This window comes from Blautia sp. 1033sp1_1033st1_G9_1033SCRN_220408 (genome assembly GCF_040929965.1).
GTDB lineage: Bacteria > Bacillota > Clostridia > Lachnospirales > Lachnospiraceae > Blautia_A > Blautia_A ammoniilytica.
This window is the reverse complement of record NZ_JBFKZO010000003.1, coordinates 216,696-235,781: the sequence shown is the minus strand read 5'-3', so window position 1 is coordinate 235,781 and position 19,086 is coordinate 216,696. Positions and strand designations below refer to the sequence as shown.

Annotated in this window: 15 protein-coding genes, 1 tRNA gene and 1 other annotated feature; of the genes, 11 read left to right on the top strand and 5 right to left on the bottom strand. The window is 42.4% G+C overall.

Features of this window, described 5'->3' with window-relative positions; translation table 11 throughout:
• Nucleotides 1-219 precede the first annotated feature (219 nt).
• A tRNA-Pro gene (locus AB5916_RS04075) sits at nucleotides 220-293 on the top strand.
• A gap of 218 nt (nucleotides 294-511) precedes the next feature.
• Here AB5916_RS04075 and AB5916_RS04070 read toward each other — a convergent pair.
• The 3 genes from AB5916_RS04070 to AB5916_RS04060 form a co-directional block, all read right to left on the bottom strand.
• Nucleotides 512-1,570 (bottom strand): redoxin domain-containing protein, encoded by a 1,059-nt coding sequence (locus AB5916_RS04070; RefSeq protein WP_368189349.1) that lies wholly within the window; start codon nucleotides 1,568-1,570, stop codon nucleotides 512-514.
• Between the two features lie 77 nt (nucleotides 1,571-1,647).
• On the bottom strand, nucleotides 1,648-2,547 hold the full coding sequence (locus AB5916_RS04065; RefSeq protein ID WP_368189378.1) for a 4Fe-4S binding protein: 900 nt from the start codon (nucleotides 2,545-2,547) through the stop codon (nucleotides 1,648-1,650).
• A complete protein-coding gene (locus AB5916_RS04060; RefSeq protein ID WP_244092886.1) occupies nucleotides 2,540-2,665 on the bottom strand; it encodes a CD1871A family CXXC motif-containing protein in 126 nt (41 codons plus the stop codon). Before AB5916_RS04060 ends, AB5916_RS04065 begins: the two co-directional genes overlap by 8 nt.
• A gap of 133 nt (nucleotides 2,666-2,798) precedes the next feature.
• On the opposite strand from AB5916_RS04060, the gene AB5916_RS04055 reads away from it, so the two are divergent.
• The 9 genes from AB5916_RS04055 (at nucleotide 2,799) to AB5916_RS04015 (ending at nucleotide 14,572) form a co-directional block, all read left to right on the top strand.
• On the top strand, nucleotides 2,799-3,536 hold the full coding sequence (locus AB5916_RS04055; protein ID WP_368189347.1) for a response regulator transcription factor: 738 nt from the start codon (nucleotides 2,799-2,801) through the stop codon (nucleotides 3,534-3,536).
• Entirely contained in the window at nucleotides 3,533-4,708 is a 1,176-nt protein-coding gene (locus tag AB5916_RS04050; protein ID WP_368189346.1) for a sensor histidine kinase, read from the top strand. Before AB5916_RS04055 ends, AB5916_RS04050 begins: the two co-directional genes overlap by 4 nt.
• 168 nt (nucleotides 4,709-4,876) lie before the next feature.
• Nucleotides 4,877-5,164, top strand: a binding site (T-box leader).
• Between the two features lie 76 nt (nucleotides 5,165-5,240).
• Entirely contained in the window at nucleotides 5,241-6,896 is a 1,656-nt protein-coding gene (locus AB5916_RS04045; protein WP_262582584.1) for a 2-isopropylmalate synthase, read from the top strand.
• Nucleotides 6,897-7,027: 131 nt separating this feature from the next.
• Nucleotides 7,028-9,445 (top strand): leucine--tRNA ligase, encoded by a 2,418-nt coding sequence (gene leuS / locus AB5916_RS04040; protein WP_158420309.1) that lies wholly within the window; start codon nucleotides 7,028-7,030, stop codon nucleotides 9,443-9,445.
• A 323-nt stretch (nucleotides 9,446-9,768) separates the two neighbouring features.
• Nucleotides 9,769-10,944: an ABC transporter substrate-binding protein gene (locus AB5916_RS04035; RefSeq protein WP_368189344.1), complete on the top strand. Its 1,176-nt coding sequence runs from the start codon at nucleotides 9,769-9,771 to the stop codon at nucleotides 10,942-10,944.
• 106 nt (nucleotides 10,945-11,050) lie between these two features.
• Nucleotides 11,051-11,935 carry a branched-chain amino acid ABC transporter permease gene (locus AB5916_RS04030; RefSeq protein ID WP_158420311.1) on the top strand — a complete coding sequence of 295 codons (885 nt, stop codon included), beginning with the start codon at nucleotides 11,051-11,053 and terminating at the stop codon, nucleotides 11,933-11,935.
• A 15-nt stretch (nucleotides 11,936-11,950) separates the two neighbouring features.
• On the top strand, nucleotides 11,951-13,024 hold the full coding sequence (locus tag AB5916_RS04025) for a branched-chain amino acid ABC transporter permease (protein ID WP_173726620.1): 1,074 nt from the start codon (nucleotides 11,951-11,953) through the stop codon (nucleotides 13,022-13,024).
• Nucleotides 13,021-13,863 (top strand): ABC transporter ATP-binding protein, encoded by an 843-nt coding sequence (locus tag AB5916_RS04020; RefSeq protein WP_158420313.1) that lies wholly within the window; start codon nucleotides 13,021-13,023, stop codon nucleotides 13,861-13,863. The genes AB5916_RS04025 and AB5916_RS04020 overlap by 4 nt, the downstream gene beginning before the upstream one ends.
• Nucleotides 13,856-14,572: an ABC transporter ATP-binding protein gene (locus AB5916_RS04015; protein ID WP_158420314.1), complete on the top strand. Its 717-nt coding sequence runs from the start codon at nucleotides 13,856-13,858 to the stop codon at nucleotides 14,570-14,572. The genes AB5916_RS04020 and AB5916_RS04015 overlap by 8 nt, the downstream gene beginning before the upstream one ends.
• 94 nt (nucleotides 14,573-14,666) lie before the next feature.
• Here the strand turns inward: AB5916_RS04015 and AB5916_RS04010 are convergent, their stop codons facing one another.
• Both AB5916_RS04010 and AB5916_RS04005 read right to left on the bottom strand, forming a co-directional pair.
• A complete protein-coding gene (locus AB5916_RS04010; RefSeq protein ID WP_368189343.1) occupies nucleotides 14,667-16,223 on the bottom strand; it encodes an ABC-F family ATP-binding cassette domain-containing protein in 1,557 nt (518 codons plus the stop codon).
• Between the two features lie 48 nt (nucleotides 16,224-16,271).
• Nucleotides 16,272-18,017, bottom strand: coding sequence for an NFACT family protein (locus tag AB5916_RS04005; protein WP_368189342.1), 1,746 nt, complete (start codon nucleotides 18,015-18,017; stop codon nucleotides 16,272-16,274).
• Between the two features lie 180 nt (nucleotides 18,018-18,197).
• Here AB5916_RS04005 and AB5916_RS04000 point away from each other — a divergent pair, with 180 nt between their 5' ends.
• Nucleotides 18,198-19,076, top strand: coding sequence for a YicC/YloC family endoribonuclease (locus tag AB5916_RS04000; protein ID WP_368189341.1), 879 nt, complete (start codon nucleotides 18,198-18,200; stop codon nucleotides 19,074-19,076).
• Nucleotides 19,077-19,086 lie beyond the last annotated feature (10 nt).

The window sequence follows — 19,086 nt, the reverse complement described above, 5'->3', positions numbered from 1 at the left end:
CAAAGTACAGGATCTGCAATTGCAATAAACTGCAATTGCAATAATCCTGCTTCAGTCATTCTGCATCCGTTCTCTCAGGATTTTCTTTGTTTTTGATAAATGTAAAGAATATTATGAACTTTGTCAAATAAGAAAATACAGAGAGGTTCATAAGAAAATACATATAAGTAAAAAAACAGTTGCTTTTTCAGGTGAATGCTGATATAATATTTTCTGTTGCGGGGTATGGCGTAGCTTGGTAGCGCGCACGGCTGGGGGCCGTGAGGTCGCAGGTTCAAATCCTGTTGCCCCGATTAAAATTAAATTCAGTAAAATCAAGAGTTTGGAGCGTCTGCACTGAACTCTTTTTGTTTGCTTTTTGATTGCCTTTGATTACCTCATTGCTCCAATCTATTGTATTTACGATTTTTCAGTGTTTTCAATGATTTCCGTTTTGCAATTCAAGTTTGTTTACAGTCTGAAAGCCACCCGTTCGTGGGTGGCTTTCAGACTGTAAACGTTTTTGTGAAATTTATTTCTCTGTGCTATCAGCATCAATTACAGATTGAATCTGTTTCATCAGAGCATCGTAATTGTCCTGGTTGTCAATTCCGCCCAGCATAGGATCTCCTACAATATTCCCATTTCGATCTACTAAAATTGTTGTGGGAAATGCCATAATACTTGAGGCATATTTTCCTGCATCAGAATCAGAGTCAATGGAAAGATTGCGGTATTTTGCTCCCTGACTTTCAAGAATCGAAGCTGCTTCTTTGATCGCATCTTCATTCCCATCAAAAGTCTCTGTGTTGATGCCTACTACTTCTCCGCCCATGGATTTGATGGCATCATTTAATTCGTTAAGCTTGGATAATTCAGCTACGCAAGGTTTGCACCCGGTAAACCAGAAATTAACAACTGTTACTGCATTTTTGGAAAACAGACTTTCATCAACTGAATTTCCATCGAAATCTTTTCCGGAAAAGTTATTAAAAGGAGAGGAATCATCTGACGCAGTTTTTGTTTCTGAAGTGTCTGTTTCTGCATTTTTCTTTTCAAGTTCTGCAATCTGTTCTTCAATTTTTCGTATGGTTTCAATATCATCTGTAAGGGTCTGATACTGCTCATCTGTAAAAGAATCCTTGTTTGATTCAACTGTATCAGAAAGAAAATCTGCGTAATTTCCACTTGAATCGGCAGAGCTTTTGCTCATCAGACCAAAAGCTTTGTCCCATGCATCTTTGTGGTCTGCAAAAAGCTGGTTTTCCTGCTGATACAAATTGTCAAGCTCTGGATCTGAAGTATTGTCAGATGGATCAGTGTCAGTCTCTTCATAAGTAATTTGGGCGGTATCTGATCCTGTATTTTCTGTTTCAGTATTTTCTGTGTCTGCTTTTACAGTTTCTGTTTTATCTGCTTCCGTGGTTTCTGTATTAGTGGTTTCTGTATTAGTGGTTTCAGTTTTGGAAGATTCAGTTTTAGCGGATTCGGTTTTTGCAGTTTCCTTTTCCGTAGTTCCTCCGTTACATGCGGTAAATGATAATGCGGTGCCAAGTGCTAAGAGTGTGATAAGTACTTTTTTTGCTTTCATGATAATAAACTCCTTTAAATAATTATAATAAGATTAATTGGATAACTGTATTAATGTATTAATCAGGTAACTGTTTCTTATTGCTGGCTATTGCAGCTGTCCTTTTTGGTACATGTTTTCCCCATGAACTGGTAATGGATCGCATCTGTGGGACAAGCCTTTATGCAGGCTCCGCACCGGATACATTCCATATGGTTTGGTGTTTTGCGTACATCCACGTCCATTTTACATGCTTTTGCACATTTGTTACATCCCACGCATTTGCTGCTTTCCACCTGAATGCCAAGAAGGGATACCTTATTAAACAGTGAATAAACTGCACCAAGAGGACATATCCATTTGCAGAAAGGCCTGTAAAACAGGATGCTTAAAATAACTACGGTAATCAAAATAAGACACTTGAATGTAAATAAATTTCCCAATGCAGAACGTATAGCTGCATTTCCCAATGACAATGGTATTGCACCTTCCAGCACACCTTGCGGACAAATATATTTGCAGAAGAATGGATCTCCCATTCCTATCGAGTTCGTTACAAGCATTGGCAGAAGTATGACGAAAACAATAAGAATGATATATTTCAGGTATCTTAAAGGCTTCAGCCTGGCTGTGGATAATTTCTTTCCGGGGATTTTATGAAGTAAATCCTGAAACCATCCAAACGGACACAAAAATCCACAGATAAATCGCCCCAGCAGCACACCAAGCAAAATAAAAAAACCGGTTATGTAATATGAGAATTTAAACTTGGATGAGCCAACCACTGCCTGAAATGCACCAATTGGGCATGCACCTGTGGCAGCAGGACAGGAATAGCAGTTTAATCCTGGAACACATACAGTTTTCGCCTTGCCTTGATATATTTGGCCTTTGAACACATTGGGAATGTGAATGTTGGTAAGAAGTGTGGCAGCTGCCTGTATCCACCCACGGATCTGTGCAATTTTTTTTGATCGTAAATTCGTTTTTTTATCCAATTCCAACACACTCCAGACATAATTTTATTGCTTTTCCCAGTACGGTGGCGGCTTCGCCTCTTATCGCACCATAGCTAATCATAGCTATGCCTGTAATAAGTAAAACAAGTTGAGACATTTTTTTACACTTCAAAATCTTATTACTCCTTTCGTTTTGGCAGACATGATACTTTTTTAATTTATGGCATATATGCCATACTTTTCTTGCATAATCGTTGCTCTTTTCATTTCCTGCATATATTGACCAGCTGATGTTTGTATTATACAATAACTGTTGTAAAATTTCTGTTAAGAAGCAGGTGGAAAATTTGAGATTATTAATTGTTGAAGACGAGAAAAAATTATGCGACACTGTTGCAAAAAGTTTATATGATGCAGGATATGAGGTGGATACCTGTTACGATGGGGAAGAGGCGCTTGATTATATTCTGGCAGAGAATTATGATCTGATCGTTTTGGATCTGAATCTTCCCGGTATGGATGGCATGGATATTTTAAAAGAACTCAGAAAGAAAAATGAGGATACAAAGGTTCTTATATTGTCTGCAAGAAGCCAGATCGCAGATAAGGTGGAGGGGCTGGATGCAGGGGCCAATGATTATATGGAAAAGCCTTTTCATCTGCAGGAACTTGAAGCACGTATCAGAAGTCTTACACGGCGCAGATTTGTACAAAGAGATGTTTGCCTGAAAGCAGGAGACATACGGTTTGATACCAGAAAGCGTGAGGCTTACGTAAAAGAAGAAAAAGTACATTTAACCAGAAAAGAAAATGGGATTTTGGAATATCTGCTTCTTAATCAGGGTCGGCCGATCAGTCAGGAAGAACTTATGGAACATGTATGGGATGCGTCTGTGGACAGCTTTAGCGGGTCTATCCGGGTGCACATGTCTTCTCTTAGAAAAAAGCTTAAGGCAGTGCTTGGTTATGATCCGATCCTGAACAAGGTTGGTGAAGGCTATAAGATACGAGAGGAATCAGAGCGATGAGAAAAATGTCACTTCAGTGGAGGATTACGATCCTCACTACGTTGTTTATTGCAATTATATGCGGATGTCTTACCCTGTTTGTTTATAAGAATGGTGTATATTATATTGATTTGCTGCAGGATACAGTTGATGCTAAAAGCGATCAGGGTAATGGTAAGGAACAAGATGAAATATATATTAATATTCCTGATGATAAATGGAATGATTTTGCTGATGATTTTTCTATTCAGGTATACAATAACAAAGCTGATTACAAGAAAAGCAGTCTGATGTTTTCAACGCTGCTGGCACTTCTTGGCGGCGTTGTTACATATTTTATAGTTGGACATGCATTAAAACCACTAAGAAAAATTGCAGATAAAATGGAAGAAGTGCAGGCACAAAATCTGTCAGACTCCAGGCTGGAAGAAAATGAGGTTAAGGAGTTAAACCAGATCAGTGTGTCGTATAACAAGATGCTGGAACGCCTTTCAGAAGCATTTGATGTGCAGAGACAATTTACTGCCAATGCAGCTCATGAGCTTCGCACACCTTTATCATTGATGCAGGTACAGCTGGATTTATATCATTCCACTCAGCATAAACATAATGATGAATGTACAGAACAGACAATCACTATGGTCATGGAACAAAATGAAAAACTAAGTAAAATGATCAAGACCCTTTTGGATATGAGTGAGCTTCAGAGTGTGGAACGTGATGATATTATCATGGTGGATGCACTTGTTGAAGAAGTGATCGCAGATCTGGAACCGCTTGCAATAGAAAAGAATATTCGGCTTATTGGAAATTGCAGGAATGCAAATATGCAGGGAAGCGATATTCTGATTTACAGGGTGGTATATAATCTGGTTGAGAATGCAATAAAATATAACCATTCAGGAGGTCAGGTTACAGTCACCTCTTATCAAAAAGACAAAAACGTTTATCTTTCGGTAGAGGATACAGGAAGTGGTATTCCCAGGGAACTTAAGGAGCGGGTGTTTGAACCATTTTTCCGTGTAGACAAATCCAGAAGCCGTGAACTGGGTGGTGTAGGGCTTGGCCTTGCACTGGTACATGAAATCGTGCGTGCTCATGATGGAAGCATTACGGTTAAAGACAATCCGTCAGGCGGAACGATTTTTGAAGTGGTGCTCCCTCAGCATCTTCAGCCTTTGTTCGGCAAATAATGGGATGGGTCTACACATAAAAAATATAGCACTATACAATAAAAATACGAAACAATGTATCATCTACTATAAAAAAATAAAATGCTTGATTTTTACACTTTTCTGGTGTATAGTGATAAAGACTTCAAGAGTTAGAGATATTTTGACTCTTGATCATAATTTCATAGTTTAAATGCACAGATGAGGAATAGTACATAAGGAACCGAAGCACAGAGAGCTGCTGGCTGGTGGAAAGCAGTGGATGGAATTTATGGAACTCGCCTCGGAGTAGCTGATCCCAAAGCCTGACATTTATTATACATATCAGAGTGTTATGGAGAGTAGGAGCAGACGGTATCCACCGTTACATGGAATGGATATAAGGATGAATTTTCGTTCCGTATCCAGTGAGTGTATGAATTTTATTCATGAAATAAGAGTGGTACCGCGTAGATGATCAGATCTTTCGTCTCTTGCAGAAATGCAGAAGATGGAAGATTTTTTTGTTTCATTAATAATGACAAAGAGAAAAAGAAATGGAGGAAATAATAAGATGATGAACCCAGGTAAATATCAGAAACAGTATTATATGCCACCGGAAGTATGTCTGGATTGGACGAAAAAGGAGTATGTTGACAAGGCTCCTGCATGGTGTTCTGTAGATCTTCGTGATGGCAACCAGGCGCTGGTGATCCCTATGAGTCTTGATCAGAAGGTGGAGTTTTTCAAGTTGCTTGTACAGATTGGTTTTAAAGAGATCGAAGTAGGATTTCCTGCTGCATCTGAAACAGAATATACTTTCCTGCGCACACTGATCGATCAGAATCTGATTCCTGAAGATGTAACCATCCAGGTACTGACACAGGCAAGAGAGCATATTATCCGAAAGACCTTTGAAGCAGTGAAAGGTGCACCAAAGGCCATTGTACATGTTTACAATTCCACATCTGTTGCACAGAGGGAACAGGTATTTAAAAAGTCAAAAGAAGAGATCCTGAAAATTGCTGTAGATGGTGCCAGACTGTTAAAAGAACTTGCTGATGAAACAGAAGGCAATTTCCAGTTTGAGTACAGCCCGGAAAGCTTTACCGGCACAGAGCCGGAATATGCCCTTGAAGTCTGCAATGCAGTTCTGGATGTATGGCAGCCTACACCAGATAATAAATGCATTATCAATCTGCCTGTAACAGTAGAACTGGCAATGCCTCATGTATATGCAAGTCAGGTAGAGTATATGTGTAAACATATGAAGTACAGAGATAATGTGATAGTATCCCTTCATCCTCATAATGACAGAGGCTGTGGTGTGGCAGATACAGAGATGGGTATTCTGGCAGGGGCAGACAGGATCGAGGGTACTCTTTTTGGAAATGGAGAGCGTACCGGTAACGTGGATATTGTTACATTGGCCATGAATATGTATTCCCAGGGTGTGGATCCGGGGCTTGATTTCTCTGACATGCCACACGTATGTGAGGTCTATGAGGCATGTACAGGAATGCACATCAATGAAAGAAGCCCATACAGCGGAGCACTTGTATTTGCTGCATTCTCCGGATCCCATCAGGATGCCATTGCAAAAGGAATGCACTGGATCGAGGAAAAAGATCCTAACCATTGGACAGTGCCTTATCTGCCTATTGATCCTACAGATGTGGGACGTAATTATGATGCAGATGTTATCCGTATTAACAGCCAGTCCGGAAAAGGCGGCGTAGGTTATATCCTGGAAACCAAGTACGGTCTGAATCTTCCACCGAAAATGCGTGAGGCTATGGGTTATACAGCCAAAGCTGTATCCGACCATCTGCATAAAGAGCTCCATCCGGATGAAATCTTCGGACTGTTTAAGAGAACCTATGAAAATGTAGTTGAGCCATATAGTATTCATGAGGTTCATTTCCAGCAGACAGAAAATGGAATTTCCACCAGAGTTACATCAACCTTCAAAGGAAAGACGATTACCACAGAAGCAATTGGTAACGGACGTCTGGATGCTGTCAGCAATGCATTAAAGAAAGCATACGAACTGAAGTATTCTCTGGAAGTATATCAGGAGCATGCATTGGAAAAAAGTTCAAGCTCCAAGGCAATTGCCTATGTGGGAATCAAGAAGCCGGATGGAACCATGGCATGGGGTGCAGGTGTGGATCCGGATATTATCCGTGCATCCATTGATGCCCTTGTTACAGCAATCAATAACCGCTGATTCTGCAGATTGCATACACAAAAGAACAGCAGTCAGGGGAATTTTACTTGACATTGTTGTTTCATATGATAGACTAAAATCTAGTTTTATAAGTTTTTCTATTAGTTTAAATGATTCAGGAGGAATAAATTATGGCTGCACCTTATAATCACAGAGCCATTGAAGCTAAATGGCGCACCAAATGGGAAGAAAAGCCCATTAATGTGAACGATGGCAAAAAGCCCAAATACTATTGTCTGGATATGTTTCCATATCCATCCGGAAATGGTCTTCATGTAGGCCATTGGAGAGGATATGTTATTTCTGATGTATGGAGCCGTTACAAAATGCTCCAGGGATATTATCTGATCCATCCTATGGGATGGGATGCATTTGGTCTTCCGGCTGAGAACTATGCGATCAAGATGGGGGTTCATCCGGCAATTTCCACAGCATCCAATGTTAAGAACATTAAGCGTCAGATCAATGATATCGCAGCAATTTACGATTGGGATATGGAAGTAAATACCACAGATCCTAATTTCTACAAATGGACTCAGTGGATCTTTGTCCAGATGTTTAAGAAAGGCCTTGCTTATGAGAAGGAATTCCCAATTAACTGGTGCCCTTCCTGTAAGACAGGACTTGCAAATGAAGAGGTAGTAAATGGTTGCTGTGAAAGATGTGGTGCTCCTGTTACCAAGAAGAATCTTCGTCAGTGGATGCTGCGGATCACCAAATATGCGGACCGTCTGTTAAATGACCTGGATAAGCTTGACTGGCCGGAAAAGGTTAAGAAGATGCAGACAGACTGGATCGGCAAGTCTTATGGCGCAGAGGTGGAATTCCCCATCGATGGAAGAGATGAGAAGATCACTGTTTATACAACAAGACCGGATACTCTTCATGGCGCTACATTTATGGTTCTTGCACCTGAACACGCCCTTGCCAAATCTCTTGCAACGGATGAGACAAGAGAGGCAGTGGAGAAGTATATTTTTGATTCTTCCATGAGATCCAATGTTGACCGTATGCAGGACAAAGAGAAGACTGGCGTATTTACAGGAAGCTATGCCATCAATCCGTTAAATGGGAAGAAGGTACCCATCTGGTTGTCTGATTATGTACTTGCAGATTATGGTACAGGTGCCATTATGTGTGTACCTGCCCATGATGACCGTGATTTTGAGTTTGCTAAGAAGTTCGGTCTGCCTATTGTCCAGGTTATTGCAAAAGACGGTAAAGAGATCGAAAATATGACAGAAGCCTACACAGATGCGGTAGGCACAATGATCAATTCCGGTGACTGGAATGGCATGGAGTCTTCTGTACTGAAAAAAGAAGCTCCGGAGATGATCGAGAAGAAAGGCTTTGGCCGTAAGACTGTGAATTATAAGCTGCGTGACTGGGTATTCTCCCGTCAGCGTTACTGGGGTGAGCCGATCCCTATCGTTCATTGCCCGAAGTGCGGAGCAGTGCCGGTTCCGGAAGATCAGCTGCCCCTGCGCCTGCCGGAGGTAGAAAGCTATCAGCCTACTGGCACAGGAGAGTCTCCACTGGCTGCAATTGACGAGTGGGTAAATACTACTTGCCCATGCTGCGGCGCACCTGCAAAGAGAGAAACAAATACCATGCCGCAGTGGGCCGGTTCTTCCTGGTATTTCCTTCGTTATGTAGATAATAAGAATGATAAAGAGCTGGTATCCAAAGAAAAGGCAGACAAGTACCTGCCAGTTGATATGTATATCGGTGGTGTGGAGCATGCAGTCCTTCACCTTTTGTATTCCAGATTCTACACCAAGTTCCTGTATGATATCGGGGCAATTGACTTTGATGAGCCATTTAAGAAACTGTTCAACCAGGGTATGATCACTGGCAAGAATGGGATCAAGATGAGTAAATCTAAGGGTAATGTTGTATCACCGGATGATCTTGTAAGAGATTATGGCTGCGATTCCTTGAGAATGTATGAACTGTTCGTAGGACCGCCGGAACTGGATGCTGAGTGGGATGACAGAGGTATTGATGGTGTATCCAAATTCCTGAAGAGATTCTGGAATCTTGCCCTTGACAGTATTGAGAAAGATGTTCCTGCAACCAAAGAGATGATAAAAGTACGCCATAAACTGGTTTATGACATCACGCAGCGTCTGGAAAGCTTCAGCCTGAATACAGTTATTTCCAAATTCATGGAGTATAACAACAAGCTGATCGAACTGTCCAAGAATGCTGATGGAGCAGTGGATAAAGAGACGATTGAAACAATGACCATCCTTCTGGCTCCTTTTGTGCCCCATGTGGCCGAAGAAATCTGGGAAAAGCTTGGACATGAGGATTCTGTTTTCCATGCACAGTGGCCGGAGCATGATGAGGAAGCAATGAAAGATGACGAGGTAGAGGTACCGGTCCAGATCAATGGAAAGACCCGTGTTGTTATCAGTATTTCTGCAGACAGCTCCAAGGAGGATGCACTGGCAAAAGGCCGTGAAGCACTGGAAGGCAAGCTTACAGGTAATGTGATCAAGGAAATCTACGTTCCCAAGAAGATCATCAATTTTGTAATGAAATAAAATTACTGCTGTGAAAAAATGCAATATGTAAATTGCAATCAATAGAATAAAAAATACTTGCATTTTAAAAACGCAGGCTGTATAATACATCAAAAGGCAAAGGCGCCGGAGAGATCTCTCCTGCGCCTTTTTTCGTATTCAGAAGGTATGAATGATCTGTATGGGCATCACTTGAATGCGATTATATTACATTTAAAAAAATATGCCATGCTGATAAAGTTTTACTTGATTAAAGCATAAAAGCGTGGTATAATTTCAGAAAATGTACGAGAAGTAAAGACAAACGTCTTTGCTATAGGGACAAAAAAGGAGGAGAATGAATTATGAAGAAAAAAATAGTATCCGTAATGATGACAGCTGTAGTAGCTGCAGCAACTGTATTTAGCGCAGCCGTACCTGCATTTGCAGCAGACACAGTAAAGATCGGTGTTTATGAGCCGGCATCCGGAGACAATGGAGCAGGTGGCAAGCAGGAAACACTTGGTATCCAGTATGCCAACAGTGAAACACCTACCGTTGAGATCGACGGCAAAGAATATAATGTGGAACTTGATATTGTTGACAATGAATCCTCTACAGATAAAGGTCCTTCCGCAGCTTCCACCCTGGTAAGTGACGGAGTATCCATCGTTCTTGGATCTTATGGTTCAGGCGTATCCATTGCAGCATCTGATATTTTCAAAGATGGCGGTGTTCCTGCATTGGGAGTTACCTGCACCAATCCACAGGTAACTCAGGGAAATACTCATTATTTCCGTATCTGCTTCCTGGATCCATTCCAGGGCACTGTTCTTGCTAACTTTGCAAAAGACAAATTTGAGGCAAAGAAAGCATATGTTCTTACGAAGTTGGGAGATGATTATTCCGCAGGACTTGGACATTACTTTACAAAAGCTTTTGAAGATCTTGGCGGTGAAGTCGTTGAGGAAACCTTCCCAGATGGAAATAGTGATTTCACATCTTATATTACATCTGCTAAGAATGCAGGCGCAGACGTATTTTTTGCACCTACCTCTACAGAGGCAGCAGCACTGATCATTGAGCAGGCAGCGGCACAGGGACTGGATCTTCCTCTTCTTGCAGGTGATACCTGGGATTCTAATGTTATCCTGAAAGCTGCAGAAGGCAAGGATGTACAGGTATATGTAACAACCTTCTATCAGGAGGGCGGTAACGAAGATTTTGATAATGGCATGAAAGAATTTATCAATTCTGATTCCAAGAACCTGGCAAACAACGGTGGTGATGATACGATCGCAGCTGTATCTGCAATGGGTTATGATGCATATTATGTAGCACTGGAAGCACTGAAGGCTGCAGGCACCGCTGATCCGGCTAAAGTAAATGAGGCACTGTGGGATGTGACTTATGAAGGTGTATGTGGAAATGTACAGTTTGATTCTGAAAACGGAGATGCGCAGAGAGATACCGCATATGTAAAAACTGCAAACACTGAGACTGGAGCATGGGACTTTGTTGGTGAGCAGGGTGTAGAATAATAACTTCAGGACTTGATGAATTTGATAGCACAGGAGGCGGGGTACAAGTTCCCGCCTTTCCTGTGCTAAATGGAAAAACACTGTAACGAAAAAGGAGGATTCCTCTATGGAATGGTTCAATCAGAATCTGCCATATTTTCTGGCAGGTATTTCTGTAGGCGGACAGTATGCCCTGATCGCCATTGGATATACAATGGTTTATGGTATTCTGCGTCTGATCAACTTTGCACATGGTGATATTTTTATGGTAGCAGGTCTGATCATGGTTTACTTATCAGCTTCACTGCCTATTTACATATCAATCCCCATTATGATCGTAGCCACTGTTATTATTGGTTTTCTTATTGAACGTGTTGCTTACAAACCTCTTCGCCAGGCGCCCAGGATGTCGATCATGATTTCTGCTATCGGAGTTTCTTATCTTCTCCAGAACCTGGCCCTTTATATTACAGGAGGCTTGGCACAGCAGTATCCGGCAATTCCGTGGATCAGTGACACGATTGAGATTTTCGGATCTGTTACAAAAAGAGTTACTGTGATCACACCGATCCTTACCATTGTTCTTGTTTTTGCACTGGTATTTCTGATCAAGAAAACAAAGATCGGTATGGCAATGCGTGCAGCATCCAAGGATTTTGAAACCTCCCAGCTTATGGGAATTAAGATCAATTCCGTGATCAGCATGACTTTTATTATTGGATCATTTCTTGCAGCAGTTGCCAGTCTTCTGTATTTTTCTAATTATACAGGAGTTGTTCCTACATCTGGTGCTATGCCTGGTCTGAAGGCCTTTGTTGCCGCTGTATTTGGTGGGATTGGATCTATCCCGGGAGCCGTGATCGGAGCTTTTATCATTGGTATCTGCGAGAATATCATTAAAGGAATGGGTATGACCACCTTTTCGGATGCATTTACCTTTGCACTGCTGATCGTTATTCTGATTGCCAAGCCAACAGGTTTGTTTGGTGAGAAAGTCACAGATAAAGTCTGAAAAGGAGGGGATATTATGACAAAGAAAAAAGAAACGATCATAAATGTTGCCCTGATTGCAGGACTTCTTGTGATTTTATACATTATGGAACAGCTGATGAATCCTACAGACATGATTTTTACAGTCCTGAAAAAAGGTGCTATTTACGCACTGGTTGCTGTTTCCATGAACCTGTTAAACGGTTTTACAGGTCTGTTTTCCCTTGGGCAGGCAGGCTTCATGCTTCTGGGTGCATATACATACGGGATCCTTACCATTCCGACAGAACAAAGAGAAAGCGTTTACCAGTATTTTGATGGCGGCATCGTACAGTTTGCAGTTCCTGTGGCTATAGGCATCCTGGCTGCCGGTGTGGTAGCTGCTATTTTTGCATACCTGATCGGTCTTCCTGTACTTCGTCTGAAAAGTGATTATCTGGCAATTGCCACACTTGGTTTTGCCGAGATCATCCGCGCAGTGTTCCAGTGGGATAAGCTGGGACCACTTACCAATGGTTCCAACCTTTTGAGAAGCTATCCTACGTTCAAAAGTGTGCTGTTCCCGTTTATTGTATCAGGGATCTGTATTGCTGTGATCGTGATGCTGATCAATTCTACTTACGGAAGAGCATTTAAGGCCATTCGTGATGATGAGATAGCAGCAGAGGCTATGGGAATCAATCTGGCCCATCATAAAAGGATCGCTTTTACAGTCAGTTCCTTTTTTGCAGGGATCTCAGGTGCTCTTCTTGCTATGTACCAGACAACCATCCAGGCTTCCATGTTCAAGTCTGCAATGACTTATGAGATCCTGCTGATCGTTGTAATCGGAGGTATTGGCTCTGTGACAGGAAGCTGTATCAGTTCCTTCCTGTTTATTACCTGCTCTGAGTGGATCCTTAGATTTTTGGATAATGATACTTATATCGGGGATTTCCATGTACCCCTTCTTCGGTCTGGTTTCCGAAAGGTTGTATTTTCTATTATCATTATGATCATTGTACTATTCTTCCGACAGGGTATCATGGGAACAAAAGAGTTTTCAGTGGCAGGGATCCGGAACTTTTTTGTGCGAAAATCCAATAAGGAAAAAGGGAGGAAACTCCAATGAGTGAACATGTGCTGAAAGTAGAAAATGCAACGATGCAGTTTGGCGGTGTGGTTGCAGTTGATAATATGAATATTGTTGTAGATAAAGGTGAGATCGTTTCTCTGATCGGTCCTAATGGTGCAGGGAAAACAACGGCTTTTAATGTGATCACCGGTGTTTATGCACCAACCAATGGGGCTGTATATTTTAATGGAAAGAAGATCATTGAAAATCATCCACAGGGTAAAATGAAGAAATTATACCAGGGGCAGAATGCAGGCAAATATACTCATGTGCTTGCACCTACCCCGGATAAGATCACACAGCTTGGAATTGCAAGGACCTTCCAGAACATCCGCCTTTTTAAAAGCCAGACAGTATTTGAGAACATTCTCATTGCAAAACATTTGAGAAGAACCAGTAATCTTTTTACTGCCACTTTCCACCTGAACGGAAAAGAAGAGCAAAAGATGCGGGAGGATGCAACTCATCTGTTGGAAATCGTAGGTTTAAAAGATGAGAGGAATGAGATGGCTACCTCTCTTCCCTATGGAAAACAGAGAAGACTGGAAATTGCCAGGGCGCTGGCCACTAATCCAAGCCTGCTTCTTCTGGATGAGCCTGCAGCAGGTATGAACCCACAGGAAACCGATGAATTGACGGCTTTTATTGGAGAAATCCGTGATAATTTTGGACTTACTATTTTTATGATCGAGCATCACATGGATCTGGTTATGGAGATTTCCGACAGAATTTATGTGCTTGATTTTGGAAAGCCTATTGCTGAAGGTGTTCCGGAAGAGATTCAGAATAATCAGCGGGTAATTGATGCTTACCTGGGAGGTGCAGCAGATGAGTAATGTACTGGAAGTAAAAGGACTGTGTGTTTCCTATGGAGGCATCCAGGCAGTAAAAGATATCAGCTTTGTAGTTCCGAAAGGTGAAGTAGTTACACTGATCGGAGCCAACGGTGCAGGGAAAAGCTCTACACTTCGTTCCATTGTAGGTCTTGTGAAACCTACCCTTGGCAGTGTTCTTCTTAATGGAAAGGAAATCGCCGGAAAAACACCGGAAAGTATTGTATCCCAGGGGATTACCCTTGTGCCGGAAGGAAGAAGGGTTTTTGCCGACTTGACGGTGCTTGAGAACCTGAAGGTTGGAGCTTACCTAAGAAAGGACAGCCTGGATGAAGATATCCGCTGGTGTTATGACCTGTTCCCAAGACTGAAAGAAAGAAGCTGGCAGCTGGCAGGTACTCTTTCCGGAGGAGAGCAGCAGATGCTTGCTATTGCAAGGGCATTGATGAGCCGCCCGGATGTGATCATGATGGATGAGCCTTCCCTTGGACTGGCGCCTATTGTTGTACGTGGAGTGTTTGATATTATCCGTGAGATCAACCGTCAGGGTAAGACAATCCTTTTGGTGGAGCAGAATGCGAACATGGCATTAAATGCAGCACATCATGGGTATGTTATGGAAACAGGACGGATCACGTTGTCAGGAACCGGTAAGGAACTGTCTGAGAATGATTCCGTAAAGGCTGCTTATCTTGGAAAAGCAAGAAAATAATGTTACGATAAGAATGCCGGGAAAATAATCCCGGCATTAATCGTTATGAAGTGTATAAGAAATATTAAGGATGCAGCAGATACACAGGAGCGGATCACAAGATCTTTGTGGTCCACTTGCTGCAGTCCCATACCTGAGAAACAATATCCTGGTAGAATTCCGGTTCATGACAGATAAGCAGGATACTTCCCCGATATTCAAGAAGGCTCTGTTTCAGGGCCTCTTTTGCGTCCACATCCAGATGATTGGTAGGCTCGTCAAGAAGCAGCACATTGGTTTCTTTATTGACAAGCTTGCACAGGCGGACTTTTGCCTGTTCTCCACCACTGAGTACACGAACCTGGCTTTCAATGTGTTTGGTGGTAAGTCCGCATTTGGCCAGTGCAGAACGCACTTCATACTGGGTATAGGATGGGAATTCTGCCCAGATCTCATCAATGCAGGTGGTCTTATTGTCGCCCTTTATTTCCTGTTCAAAGTATCCGATCTGCAGGTTGTCCCCTAATTCGCAGGAACCGGAAAGGGGCGGGATCAGACCCAGGATGCTTTTTAAAAGTGTAGTTTTACCGATTCCGTTCGCACCGGTAAGAGCGATTTTATGCCCTCTTTCCATAGAAATGGTAAGGGGCTTGGACAAGGGCTCGTCGTATCCGATCACAAGGTCTTTAGTTTCAAAAATATATTTACCTGGTGTGCGCCCTGCTTTAAAGTGAAATTCCGGCTTGGGCTTCTCTGCGGCAAGCTGGATAAGATCCATTTTATCTAACTTTTTCTGCCTGGACATGGCCATATTTCTGGTGGCCACTCTTGCTTTATTTCTGGCAACAAAATCCTTAAGCTCGCTGATTTCCTGCTGCTGTTTTCGGTAAGCAGCTTCCAGCTGGGCTTTTTTTACTTCATATACTTCCTGGAAATGGGTATAATCTCCAACATAACGGTTCAGTTCCTGATTTTCCATATGATAAACCAGATTGATCACATCATTCAGGAAAGAAATGTCATGGGAAATCAGGATAAAAGCATTTTCATAATCCTGAAGGTAGCGCTTCAGCCAGGCAATGTGCTCTACATCCAGATAGTTGGTAGGCTCGTCAAGGAGCAGGATATCCGGCTTTTCCAGAAGAAGCTTGGCAAGCAGAACCTTTGTACGCTGACCACCGCTAAGATCCGTTACATCCCGGTCAAGGCCAAGCTCCAGAAGCCCCAGTGCCCGGGCAACTTCCTCAACTTTTGCATCTATTACGTAAAAATCATGAAGAGTCAGGGTATCCTGGATAGTACCAAGCTCTTCCATCAGATTTTCCATTTCTTCCGGAGACGCATCCCCTAGCTGATCACAGATACTGTTCATTCGTTCTTCCATCTGGAAAAGCCAGGAAAATGCAGATTTTAATACATCTTCAATGGTCATTCCTGCCAAAAGTACAGAGTGCTGGTCCAGATAACCGATCCGTACATTTTTGGACCATTCTATCTTACCTTCATCAGGCATCAGTTTTCCTGTAACAATATTGAAAAAAGTAGATTTGCCCTCGCCGTTAGCACCTACAAGGCCAATGTGCTCCCCTTTTAAAAGGCGGAAGGACACATCATGAAAGATGGCTCTGTCTCCAAAACCATGGGTCAAATGTTCTACGTTTAGTATACTCATAAAATGAAACTCCTTTGTATTTGAACCAATGTGCTTGTTCTAAAAGAATTATGCTTCGGAAAGAGAAGAAATATCCGGAACAGCCATCAGAGAATAGTTGGTGTAATATACCACAAATCCTGGCTTTGCGCCAGCTGGTTTTTTTACATTTTTCTTTTGCAGATAATCGATTTCTACTTTAGGGGCAGTACGGCCCTGAGAATAATAGGCGGCCAGACTGCCGGCTTCTTCAAAGGTGCGGTCCGGAAGAGTACCATCCTTTGTTTTGACTACTACGTGGGAACCTGGCATTTTCTTTGCATGGAACCACCAGTCGTTTCCGGATGCGAATTTGAAAGTCAGTTCATCATTCTGATAATTGTTCTTTCCCACATAGATGTCATACCCGTCACTGGATATGTAATGGAAGGGTTTGGATTTTGTCTGCATTTTGGCACCTTTTTTGGAGGTATAATGCTTTTTGATATAACCAAATTCTGTCAGTTCCTCTTTGATCTGGGATAGATCACTTTCCTCGCGGGCAATATCTAATGCATTGGAAATAGATTCCAGATGCTGGATCTCTTCCGTGGTTTCCTTGATCTGTTCTTCAAGTGCCTCCTGGGTACGTTTCAGCTTCTGGTACCGGTCAAAATACTTTTTGGAATTTTCCTGAGGGGTAAGTTGAGGATCCAAAGGAATGGTAATTTCCTCATTGGTATAGTAATTCAAAGCTTTAAATGATTTTACACCTTCTTCCAGACCATAACCATAGGTGTTGATCAATTCACCATATATCTTGTATTTGTCTTTTTTCTCAGTATCCTTCATCTGTTTTTGCTGAAGCATCAGCTTTTTGCGGTTGCGTTCCAAGGCTGTCTGGACGATCCTGCGAAGATCAGCAGATTTTTGACGGATCCTTGTGATCAGATCCCTGGAGGCATAGTAGGTTTCCAGCATCTGGGAAACGCTGTCAAAGGATACGCTATGGTATTCCAGCCCATATTGCTGGAAATCCAGCACTCCGTATTCCACAGGTTCATCCCCCCGGAATATAATATTAGGGGTAAAACTGCCTTCTTTTACCTGATCCATGATCCTTGCAAAGGTATGGTAAAGATGAGTGCGTGCAGCTTCATTAAGAGACTGCATGGAATCATTTCCGTCAATAGATGCACGGAAGCAGACTTCCTGAGCCATAACAGGACTGATCCCTGTAAGGGATGAATAAATGGCTTTGGCCGCCGGAAGTGGCTTTGGGCAGATGTCGGATATAAATTCTTCTTCTGTGATGGTAAGCGGATCCAGCTTGTCCTGGGTTTTGGGAATAAAGTATTCACGGCCTGGAAGGACTTCGCGGACAGAACTCATATTGGAAGAAACATGTTTGATGCTGTCCAGGATCATACCCTTGTCATCGCAGAAGATCAGGTTGCTGTGTTTGCCCATAAGCTCCATGATCAGTATTTTATGGCATACATCTCCTAATTCATTTAAATGTTCCAGGTGGAACTGTACTACACGCTCCATGCCGGACTGTGTAATATCTGTGATCCGCGCACTGCCGATATGCTTCCGTAAAAGCATGCAGAAATTGGGAGCAGTAAGGGGGCTGATACGGTTCTTAGATGTAAAGTAAAGCAGAGGCAGGGATGGGGAAGCGGAGAGCAGCAGCCGCTTCTGGCCATCCTGGCCTCTGACTGTGATCAGCAGCTCGTCGCTTTCAGGCTGGGCGATTTTGTTGATCCTGCCGCCTTTCAGGCTGGTGTTCAGTTCTTTTACCATTGCTGCAATGGTGATGCCGTCAAATGCCATATGAAAAACTCCTTTCAGAGGGAATATACGTTAAAAAGTAAATGCACCTGGCAAAGCTTCCAACAGCCTTAATGCTTTGTTTGTGCACTTACTTTAGTATACACGTAAAAAAAGGGTTTGACTAGGGTTATTGAATGAATTATAATAAATCTATATGTTCGGAGGAAGAAAAGAAAGACAATGATAAAAAGCATGACTGGCTTCGGACGAGCCGAAGTTATCACGAAAGAAAGAAAAATAACAGTTGAGTTAAAATCTGTAAACCACAGATATCTTGACCTGAGTATAAAGATGCCCAGAAAGCTTAGCTTTCTGGAGAGTACTGTGCGAAATCTTCTGAAGAAATATATTCAGAGAGGCAAGGTAGATGTATTTATTTCCTATGAAGATTATACCTTGAGCCAGGGATCGCTGAAGTATAACAGAGAACTGGCAGCGGAATATCTTGGCTATCTGAAAGAAATGGCACAGGATTTTGGTCTGGACTACGACATGAAGGTGTCCGCACTTTCCAGATATCCGGATGTTTTTACTATGGAGGAGCAGTCACTGGATGAAGAGGAGTTATGGAACTGTCTTGAACAGCCTCTTATGGAGGCATGTGAGAAGTTTGTTGCAGCCAGGGAACGTGAGGGCGAGCACCTGAAGAATGATCTGGTTTTGAAGCTGCAGGGGCTGGATGAGAAGGTGACGATAGTAGAGCAGCGCTCTCCGCTTGTAGTAGATGCTTACAAAGAGAAACTGGAGGCTAAGGTTCATGAACTTCTGGCAGATACCCAGTTTGATGATGCCAGGATCGCAGCTGAGGTTGTGATGTTTTCTGATAAGATCTGTAATGATGAAGAGACAGTACGGCTTCACAGCCATATTGCCGGGATGAGGAAAATGCTGGAGGAGTCCGACGGTATTGGACGTAAGCTGGATTTTATGGCACAGGAGATGAACCGGGAAGCCAATACCATTCTTTCCAAGTCCAGTGATCTTGTGATATCAGATATTGCCATTGATTTGAAAACAGAGATCGAAAAGATCCGTGAGCAGATTCAGAACATTGAGTAAAGAACCTGGA